Origin of the sequence: Janthinobacterium leeuwenhoeki, assembly GCF_051380795.1 — a bacterium.
Classification (GTDB): Bacteria; Pseudomonadota; Gammaproteobacteria; order Burkholderiales; family Burkholderiaceae_D; genus Janthinobacterium.
The window spans coordinates 40823-48770 of the sequence record NZ_JBNYXT010000038.1 but is presented as its reverse complement, the minus strand read 5'-3'; the positions used below and the strand labels follow the sequence as shown (position 1 = coordinate 48770).

The 7948-nt window shown below is 64.4% G+C and carries 7 protein-coding genes and 2 pseudogenes; 2 read left to right on the top strand and 7 right to left on the bottom strand.

Translation table 11 applies throughout. The features are described from left to right. A pseudogene (locus tag ACQ4WS_RS22175) lies at positions 1–102 on the top strand (IS5/IS1182 family transposase); the annotation flags it as partial. Between the two features lie 313 nt (positions 103–415). Here the strand turns inward: ACQ4WS_RS22175 and ACQ4WS_RS22170 are convergent. Continuing rightward, positions 416–811, bottom strand: a pseudogene (locus tag ACQ4WS_RS22170) (MepB family protein); the annotation flags it as partial. A 68-nt stretch (positions 812–879) separates the two neighbouring features. Continuing rightward, entirely contained in the window at positions 880–1113 is a 234-nt protein-coding gene (locus tag ACQ4WS_RS22165) for a hypothetical protein (protein WP_436479175.1), read from the bottom strand. 97 nt (positions 1114–1210) lie between these two features. On the opposite strand from ACQ4WS_RS22165, the gene ACQ4WS_RS22160 reads away from it, so the two are divergent. Next, positions 1211–1573 carry a TfoX/Sxy family protein gene (locus ACQ4WS_RS22160; RefSeq protein WP_436479174.1) on the top strand — a complete coding sequence of 121 codons (363 nt, stop codon included), beginning with the start codon at positions 1211–1213 and terminating at the stop codon, positions 1571–1573. Here the strand turns inward: ACQ4WS_RS22160 and ACQ4WS_RS22155 are convergent. The 5 genes from ACQ4WS_RS22155 to ACQ4WS_RS22135 all read right to left on the bottom strand — a co-directional run bounded on the left by ACQ4WS_RS22155 (position 1562) and on the right by ACQ4WS_RS22135 (position 7940). Then, positions 1562–2566 (bottom strand): 2-hydroxyacid dehydrogenase, encoded by a 1005-nt coding sequence (locus ACQ4WS_RS22155; protein ID WP_436479173.1) that lies wholly within the window; start codon positions 2564–2566, stop codon positions 1562–1564. The genes ACQ4WS_RS22160 and ACQ4WS_RS22155 overlap by 12 nt on opposite strands. Positions 2567–2652: 86 nt before the next feature. Beyond that, positions 2653–3846: a hypothetical protein gene (locus ACQ4WS_RS22150; protein WP_436479172.1), complete on the bottom strand. Its 1194-nt coding sequence runs from the start codon at positions 3844–3846 to the stop codon at positions 2653–2655. Between the two features lie 2 nt (positions 3847–3848). Next, on the bottom strand, positions 3849–5390 hold the full coding sequence (locus ACQ4WS_RS22145) for an MBOAT family O-acyltransferase (protein ID WP_436479171.1): 1542 nt from the start codon (positions 5388–5390) through the stop codon (positions 3849–3851). Further along, a complete protein-coding gene (locus ACQ4WS_RS22140) occupies positions 5380–6459 on the bottom strand; it encodes a glycosyltransferase family 4 protein (RefSeq protein ID WP_436479170.1) in 1080 nt (359 codons plus the stop codon). Before ACQ4WS_RS22140 ends, ACQ4WS_RS22145 begins: the two co-directional genes overlap by 11 nt. A gap of 2 nt (positions 6460–6461) precedes the next feature. Beyond that, positions 6462–7940, bottom strand: a complete 1479-nt coding sequence (locus ACQ4WS_RS22135; protein WP_436479169.1) for a lipopolysaccharide biosynthesis protein — start codon at positions 7938–7940, stop codon at positions 6462–6464. Positions 7941–7948 lie beyond the last annotated feature (8 nt).

Below are 7948 nucleotides of genomic sequence, written 5' to 3'. Positions count from 1 at the left end.
TTGACCAAGAACACTGCACAGCTCTTTACCTTGTTCGCCTTTGCCAACCTGGTACTGGCCGGAAGACGTTTTACGATCACCGAATCCCGTAATCCGTCTTGATTGCAGAAAGACGCGCAGCATCACGTTAAATTGAACGAAAAACGGGCTTGAACGGCTCGCCGGTCGGGCATTTGGCGCGCCAGCCTCGTCAGAAAACCGAATTGATCAGCGCTTCCCTAAGAGCGCTGGAGATTAACCGCATGATTTAGGTGTACGACTAAGTGTGTCATTGTGACCAAGCCTGGACAGAATGCAGAATGAATATCGCCAAGATAAAAAATAACGTCAGATGAATTTCTCCATCAAAAATATGACATCATTTCCACTTGTCCATGCTATTCAGCATGTGCTGCCTGCCCTTGGGCCGCTAACGTCAGGCAGCTTTGTCCGTCAACCGCCCCAGCCGCAACGGATCCCCCGCCGCCACAAACCACTCCCCCTGCCAGCGCTGCGTGCGCAATGCCTGGATCGACTCTGGCGCGCACCACGGCGGATACACGCGCAGCGCGCGCTTGCCGCCCTGGCCGGCGCGCGACATCACGCCCCGTTCCAGCAATACGCTGCGCGGGAAAATGAAAAAGCCGTGTTGTGCGCCATCGCCCACGGCGATGATGACGACGTCAAAGGGGTCGGTGTCGTCCAGCGGGGCGATGTCGGCGTCGGGATGGGGGCGCTTCCAGACGGTGACGAACTGGCCGGTTTTCGTCGGCGTGGTTTTTGCCACGCGCAAGACCAGCCGCTTGCCGTGCAGTTCGGCGCGGCAGGCGCCGTATTCCGCGCTTTACGCTTCCGGCACGGGCGCTTGCGGCAAGCCCAGGAAAGCCCACGGACTGGCCTTCATTGCGCGCTGAACTCGGCTGCGGCCTTGGCCGCCCACAGCGCTTCGGCGTGGCTGGCGAACGGGGCGTCGTAGCCATCGATCTTGCCATCCTCGTCGACAAAATACAACCACCAGCCGTCGGCCTGTTCGCGGATGGCCGTCTGGCCCGGTGCGCAATGGGTCTCGATGGCGTCGCTGGCCGCCAGGGTGAAGATGCTGATGCCGCGATGAGTAATATGCTGGGGTGTCATGGGAATTAGGTCATGCAAAAAAATCAATGGGAGTAGTGTAGCCGCGCCGGCGTATCCTGACCAGTGCGCAACACTGTTCTTTCAAACGGAGGACGATATGGCATCACAGCAAGGCACGGTGGATTTTTTGCTCGACCAGATGGCAGGCGCGGGTAGCATCAGCGCGAAAAAGATGTTTGGCGAGTACGGCTTGTATTGCGACGGCAAGATGTTCGCTATCGTCGCCGACGAGCAGCTGTTCATCAAGCCGACGGATGCGGGCCGCGCCTGGATCGGCGCGCAAGGCACGCTGCAGGAAGCGCCGCCCTACCCGCAAGCCAAGCCGTATTTCCTCATCGATGGCGGGCTGTGGGACGAACGCGACTGGCTGGGCCAGCTGGCGCGGCGCACGGCGGACGCCTTGCCGCTGCCGAAACCCAAGCCGCCGCCCAAGCCAAAGAAACAGGCGTCAGCCAGCTAGTACGCTGTTTTCGCACGCCTGGCCCTGACGGAAGCACGCCAGGTTGTGATACGTGATGGCGGCGATTTCGCGCAGCGCTTCGATGGTAAAGAAACCCTGGTGGCCCGTCACCAGCACGTTCGGGAACGTCATCAATCGCTGGAAGATGTCGTCGTCGATGATGTCGGACGAGCGGTCCTGGAAGAACAGATTGCTTTCCTGCTCGTACACATCGATGGCCAGCGAACCCAGCTGGCGCGATTTGAGCGCTTCGATGACGGCGCCCGTGTCGATCAGGCCGCCGCGCGAGGTGTTCACCAGCATGGCGCCCTTTTTCATCAGCGGCAAGGTTGCTTCGCTGATCATATGGCGCGTGCTCTCCATCAAGGGGCAATGCAGGGAGACGATGTCGGACTCGGCCAGCAGTTGCGGCAACTCCACCATCGTGCCCAGTTCAGCAAACGCGGGCGCCGGATACGGGTCGTGGCCCAGCACCGTGCAACCGAACCCTTTGAAAATGCGCGCCGTGGCCAGGCCGATCTTGCCCGTGCCGACGATGCCCACCGTCTTGCCGTGCAGGGTGGCGCCCAGCAAGCCGTCCAGCGAGAAATTGCCCTCACGCACGCGGGCGTAGGCGCGGTGCGTGTGGCGGTTCAAGGTTTGCACGAGGGCCAAGGTGTATTCGGCCACGGCTTCCGGCGAGTAGGCAGGCACGCGGGCAACGAACAGGCCCAGGCGCTTGGCCGCTTCCAGGTCGAGGTTGTTGTAGCCGGCGCAGCGCAGCAGGATGGCGCGCACGCCGTAGCCGTGCAAGGATTCCAGCACGGGCGCGTCAAGCACGTCGTTGACGAAGACGCAGACGGCATCGGCGCCTTGCGCCAGGACCACGGTTTCCTGGCTCAGCAAGGCGCTGTGGTAGACCAGTTCGATGCCGGCGGCGTCGGGCTGGGACGGCAAGGCTTCATCGAAGAAACGGCGGTCATACGGCTGGCTGGCAAAGAAGGCGATTTTCATGGAGGGTCCTGGAACTTGCTGGATGGCAAAACAGCATCATAGCGCAAGCGCCCCGCCCCACGGCGTACGCCTGGCCCCGTATCTACCTACTTGGGCTCGCGGGGCAAGGTCAGCACGTGGCGCAGATACGCCGTTTCCTCCGCGTGCTGCGCGTGGTAGCGCTCGCGCGCGGCGCGCGTGGCCGCGTGGTGGGCCGCGATGCCCGTTTCCGTCAGTTCGGCGCCGAAGTCCGCCGGCGGCGGCAGCGGGCCGCCGAACAGGCGCGCCAGGATGAAGCGGCCCACATTGTCGCGGTAGTGCGACGCTTCCCAGTAATAGCGCATCGCGGGCGCGCCCGTCACTTGCGGGATGGCCTCGCTGGTGATGCTGTTGAAGCCGGAAAAATCGTAGACGCGCACGTCGCAGCCCAGGCGCCGGTAGCGGCCGGCCAGTTGCGCCAGGTCGCGCTGCCATGCTTCCATGGCGTCCCACTTGCCGCGCCAGTACAGGGAGTCGAGGGTGAGCGCATGCGTGGGATTGATGTACAGGCGCAAGCGCGTGCCGCCACGGCAGAGTTTCCCGACGCTGGTATCGAAAGCCTGCAGCGCCGCTTCGGTGGGGCCGGCGCCATCACCGAATTCCTGCAGGCGCGGCGTGAAGGCGCGCGCCGTGCCGGCCCAGCCATGCTTGCGGCTGGTGATGCACGCCTGGTCGCGCTGGCCGTGCAGGGCCAGGCTGGACAGGCACACGCTGTCATAGCTGCCGCTGAGGATGCGCCAGCTGTCGTGGGTCATGTCCACTGTCAGGCCGCGCTTGATGTTGAGCAAGGCGCGCCGCGCGAAAAAAGCGGGGCCGCCGTCCGTCAGGCCCGGCTCCACGCCGGCCGAACCCAGTTCCGGCGAGAACGAGGGCGCATCGATGCCCCACACCATGGTGTCGACTTGGCTGACCCGGACCGCGTGTTCGGCCAAGCGGATGGCGTCGCCGATCGAGGCGCCCGAGACGGCGCTGTTGAAGACGCTCTTGCCATCGAACAAAGTACGCATGCTGCTCGCCGGCAAGCCCATTTCCGTGCGCGAATTGCCGATGTAGACGATGGCGGGCCGGTAGCGCGCCACGGCATACGTCTTGCCCCACACGCTGAGCTTTTCGCTCGTTGGCCGCAATCGCTGTACCAACGGACTGTCCCACTGGTGCAGCAGGTACGGGTCGACGCGGTAATTCACGGCGGAAACGAGGGCCAGCGCGCCCAGCGCGCAGGCAAGGAAGACGGCGAGATAGCGGCGGGCGCTGGTATCCATGCTCAGAACTGGAAGTAAAGAAATTCGGTGACCCGGTTCATGCCAAAGATGCAGGCGATGAACAACGCGGCAAAACCCACGCTCCAGCGGCGCGTGGGCCGCCAGTTGAAGGTACAGCGTCCTGCTGGATGAAATATTCTTTCAATGGCGGGCTCGTAAAGAAAGAATATTTCTTGCGTATTCGGCGCCTTGAAAGCCAGCAGCATGGCGCCCAGCAGCACGGGCAAGCCGGGACCGGCCAGTTCGATCCAGCGGATGCCGTCAAACACGGGCTGCCAGCCCCATTGCGCCAGGCTGGGCGCGTGGCTGGCCAGGCCGCGCGGCAAGCTTACGCCGTTCGCGCCCACCAGCGCGCCCGCGATGTCCCAGGCCGTGGCCACGTCGGGCGCGCGGAAAAAGATCCAGGCCAGCATGACGGCAAGAAAAGTCAGGCCGGCAGGCCAGCAGCGCGACCGGGCCACGCCGAACACGCGCTGCCAGGCCTGCTGCAGCACCAGATACAGGCCGTGCAAGCCGCCCCAGATGACGAAGGTCCAGCCGGCGCCATGCCACAGGCCGCCCAGCAGCATGGTCAGCATCAGGTTGCGGTAGCGCATGGCCTCGCCGCGCCGGCTGCCGCCCAGGGGAATATATAAATAGTCGCGCAGGAAGCGCGACAAAGTCATGTGCCAGCGGCGCCAGAACTCGGCGATATTGGCCGCCTTGTACGGCGAATTGAAGTTCAGCGGCAATTTCACGCCGAACAGGCGCGACAGGCCGATGGCCATGTCGGAATAGCCGGAAAAGTCGAAATACAGCTGGAAGGTGTAGGCCAGCACGCCGATCCACGCTTCGATCAGGGTCGGCTCGGCGCCGGCCGCGAAGACGGGCATGGCCAGCGGCGACAGCTTGTCGGCGATCAGCACCTTCTTTGCCAGGCCGATGGTGAATATCGACAGGCCGATGGCGAAATTGGCCGCGCGCGGGTGGGCGTTGGCCGGGTCGGCGAACTGCGGCATCATGTCGCGGTGGTGCAGCACGGGGCCGGCGATCAGGTGCGGGAAATAGCTGACGAACAGCACGTAATGGATGAAGCGGTAGTCGCGTACCTCGCCCCGGTAGCAATCGACGAGGAAGGCGAGCTGCGTGAAGGTAAAGAACGAGATGCCGATCGGCAGGATGATGTCGAGGCCGGACAAAGGCAGGCTTGCAGCGCCAGCACCGGCGGCGACGGCATTGACGCTGTCGATGAAGAAATTCGCATATTTGTAGTAGGCGAGCAGCCCCAGGTTCAGCGCCAGCGCCGCGACCAGCACGCGCTTGCGGGCCGCACCGGCGCGCGCGCCGATCAGTCGGCCGGCGCCGTAATTGACGCAGATCGAGGCCAGCAGCAGCGGCAGGTAGCGCGCGTCCCACCAGGCATAGAAAAACAGCGAGGCAAGCGCCAGCCACATGGCCGGCGCCAGGCGCCAACTGGCGCAGGACGCCCAGCGGTCCAGCAGAAAATAGCCGGCCAGCACGACGGGCAGATAGGCAAACAGGAAGGCGAAGGAGTTAAACAGCATGTTCTCTCCTGGCAGTCAATGACTGGGACTGGGCCTGGTAGTAACACTCGGCAATCTGGGCCGCCACCCGCTCCCACGTAAAACGTTCCACCAAGGCTTGCACGCGGCAGCGTTCGGGCGGCAGCGCCAGCCATTCGAGGATGGCCTGGCGCTGCGTGGCGCCATCGTCCCAGCGCACCTTGCGCAGCGCGAACGCAGAATCGGGCAAGTCCAGCGCGCTTTGCGCCGTCATGACGACGGGCGTGCCGGCCGCCAGCGCTTCCAGCACGGAAAGCGGAAACACTTCGCCCTGGCTGGGCAAGGCCGCCACAGCAGCCGCATGGTAGGCGCTGGCCAGCAGCGGGTCGGCGTGGTCGAGCGCACCGAGCCAGCTGACGTGCGGCAAGTCCAGCAATTGCTGCAGATACGCTTGCTGCTCGCGCGGCGCGGCGCCGATCAGCACCAGGAGCAAGCCGGTGCCCGTCAGCGCCTGCGCCAGTCCCAGCTGGTTTTTGTAGGGCGAAATGCTGCCCACCATCAGCACGAAAGGCCCGGCGATGCCCGTTTCGCGCAGGAACAAATCGCCATTGGCCGTGAAGAAATGCGGGTTGATCCCATTTGGCAAGACGCGGATGGCGTCGGCCCGCATGCCGAAACCTTGCACGATGGCATCGCGTTCGGCCTCGCCCAGCGCGATCACCACGTCGGCCAGCTGCAAGGCGCGCCGGGATTGTGCATAGCTCGTTTGCACCATCCACTGCGTCAGGCGTCCCGCCAGCCGGTCGGCCAGCCGCGCGCGCCAGGCGCTGGACCGGCCCCAGCCCGGCGACAGCAGCGGCGACAGCACCACGGGTACGCCTTGCTCGCTGGCCATTTCCATGATGCGGTGAGTGCCATTGCTCGCCGAAAACACGTGCAGCACGTCGAAATCGGCCAGCCGCTCATGGTTGGCGTCGACCAGCTGCACTTCCAGGGCGCGCGCCGGTAGCTGGGGCAGCCGCTTCAGCGCGGCAATGGTTTCGCGTACCTGGATCTGCAAGCCGCCGTCGCGCTGGAACAGCATCGGGTAAGACAAGATACCGACACGCATGCTCATCCTTTCGTGCATTTGACTGCCTGCCAACGGCCAGCCAGCTTGCGTTGCAACAACAGAAACTCGGCGGCCAGCGCATGCTTCAACAGGAAGAGGCCGGCCAGCCAGCACAGCAAGGTGGCCAGCGCCGTGCCCGTCAGCGCCAGCAGCGCCGGAGTTTCCGTTGGCAACCACAGCAGCGAAGCGATGGGCGCGACGCCGCTGACGCCGCACAGCAGCAGACTCTTGCGCAATGCCCGCGCCAGGGTGCGCCAGTCCAGCGCGCTCAAGCGCCGCAGGCAGCCATACACCAGCCAGCTGCGCAGCACATTGCTGAGCACCACGGCCCAGGCCACGGCCACCAGGCCGAACGGCGCCGCCGCCAGCAGCAGCGCCACTTTGATACCACCAGCGCAGGCATCGAGCCGCACCTGCGCCCGCAACTGCCCCGTCGCCACGAACAGATAGCGGGCCATGCTGAACATGCTATACACGGCCGAGGACAGGCACATGATGCGGATCAAGGGCACACAGGCTAGCCATTGCGTGCCATACAACACCTTGACCAGGGGCAAAGCCATGCAGGCGAGGAAGAGAAAAAACGGCCACGCCAGCGCCGTCATGTCGCTGATCGTGCGCAAATACACGCCTTCCGCGCCCTGGCCACCCTGCCCCCCACCTTCGCGCGCACGGGCCGCGAACAGGGGAAACACCACGGGAGAAATCGCGCTGGTGATAGCTTGATTGAAGATATTGAGCACGCTTTGCACCTTGCCGAACAGGGCCAGGCTCTCAATGCCGATCAACTTGCCGATGATGAGGTCCGGCGCCGCCACGCCCGCCTCGTCGACCAGGCCGCCCCCCGTCGCATACGCGCCAAAGCGGGCGATATCGCCCATGCCGCGCCATCCCGGCAGCCACGGCAGCTCGCGGGGCCGCAGCAGCAGGCTGACTGCCAGCGAGGCGCAGGAACCGGCCAGCGCCGCCCACACCATGCTCATATAACTGTAGCCCTGCAGCGCCAGCAGCACGGCCACCAGCAGGTTGACGACGCTATTGGCTGCGTTGATGGCGTAGATGGCGCGAAAGCGCAGTTGCCGGCGCAGCATCGGCAAGGTGAGCGCGCTGAACGGAATCAATAGGAAATTGATGGCCAGCAGGCGCAGCACCAGGGTCAGCCGGGGTTCTCCATAGAAATTCGCCAGCGGCCCACTGGCCAGCAGCACCAGGCCCGCCAGCAGCCAGGCGACGAGCACGCTGGTGGCCAGCGCGGCGCGCAATTTCACCGTATCGAGCTGCTTTTCCTGGATCAGGTATTGCCCCACGCCAAAATCGCGCACCACTTGCGCCAGCGCCACCAGCACGGCGCCCAGCGAATACACGCCCACTTCGGCCGGCGTCAGCAGGCGCGACAGCACCATGGTGGCGATGATGCCCAGCAGCAGCACCGTGTATTTTTCGGCAAACGAAAAGAAAAACGAATGGCGCGTGGCATTCATGCGGGCCA